Annotated in this window: 1 pseudogene; it reads left to right on the forward strand. The window is 60.1% G+C overall.

The annotated features are described in order from the left end of the window. Positions 1-268 (forward strand): annotated as a pseudogene (locus SB816_RS32100) (3-methylcrotonyl-CoA carboxylase); the annotation flags it as partial.

Genomic DNA, 268 nt, shown 5'->3' on the forward strand with positions numbered 1-268 from the left:
GAAGACTGGGGCAATCTGCGCATCAACGGCCATGCCATCGAAGCGCGGATTTACGCGGAAGACCCGGCGCATGATTTTCTGCCGTCAATCGGCACGATCGACCATCTCGTCTTTCCCGACGAAGGACCTCATCTCAGGATAGACAGCGGCATTCGCGCCTGCGACGCCATCACCGTGCATTACGACCCGATGATCGCCAAGCTGATCGTCTGGGATCACGATCGCCCCTCGGCCGTGCGGCGTCTGCGGCTTGCACTCGAAAAACTGG

Source organism: Achromobacter sp. SIMBA_011, from assembly GCF_046535435.1.
GTDB classification, from domain to species: Bacteria; Pseudomonadota; Gammaproteobacteria; order Burkholderiales; family Burkholderiaceae_B; genus Achromobacter; species Achromobacter dolens.